This is a genomic window from Thermodesulfatator autotrophicus, from assembly GCF_001642325.1.
In the GTDB taxonomy this organism is placed as follows: domain Bacteria; phylum Desulfobacterota; class Thermodesulfobacteria; order Thermodesulfobacteriales; family Thermodesulfatatoraceae; genus Thermodesulfatator; species Thermodesulfatator autotrophicus.
Window position 1 is genome coordinate 1 of sequence record NZ_LSFI01000116.1, and the last position, 744, is coordinate 744.

At 58.9% G+C, this 744-nt stretch carries 1 protein-coding gene; it reads right to left on the minus strand.

Features of this window, described 5'->3' with window-relative positions; genetic code table 11:
• The coding region (locus TH606_RS11205; RefSeq protein WP_157627930.1) for a hypothetical protein at nt 1-730 on the minus strand (730 nt) is incomplete at its 3' end.
• Between the last annotated feature and the right edge of the window lie 14 nt (nt 731-744).

Consider the following 744-nt stretch of genomic DNA (forward strand, 5'->3'; position numbering starts at 1 on the left):
CCCGGTTCACGTCCCCGGCAAATGCACACCGCACACCTTCAAGCATCGAAAGCCGCGCAATCTCCCTCCCGTACCTGGTACGCAAAATGTCCGCCTCCGCCCCGGAAAGCGCCTTCCGCGCCTTCTCCTCCGTCCGCCTGAGCGCCTCGTCCGCCAGCACGTAGAGATCCTCAAGCCCGAGATCCGTAACGTTCACCACGTCCCCAACCTTCTTCCCGGCTCCTATCTCGCCAATGGCCGCTAAAAGACGCTCTCCGGCCGCTCCGATCACCGCCCCGTACCAGACCAGACACCCCACGTAGGACTTGATCTTTCTCTCTACATCAAATCCCAGAGAGTCCGCAATGTTTGCCCTTGTTCGCGCCGCCTGCTGAAAATACTCAAGCCCCGTCCTATCAAGCATTCCATCCGAAAAGTAACTTACACCAAACTCCGCCCAGAGCTTCGGATGTTCGGCCACCTGACAACGGCCCCAGAGACCCAAACCCTTCCGCTCACGCTCGGCTATGAGCGGTAAAAAAATCTCCTGAAGCCCCAGCTCTATTACCCCGGAAACTCCGCTCTCCATGGAAAGAACCCGCTTCCGCGCCTCCTCCTTGCTGATGCGCCTGCCCTGACTCTTACCCTCGGTCCTGCGCTCCCCCTCCGTCTTACGCCTCTCCTTACTCTCCTTTTGCTGAAGAGTTTTTTCCTTCGCCGTCTCACGTGTCTTCTCCGTCTCATGACTCAAAAACCCCGCCGCCG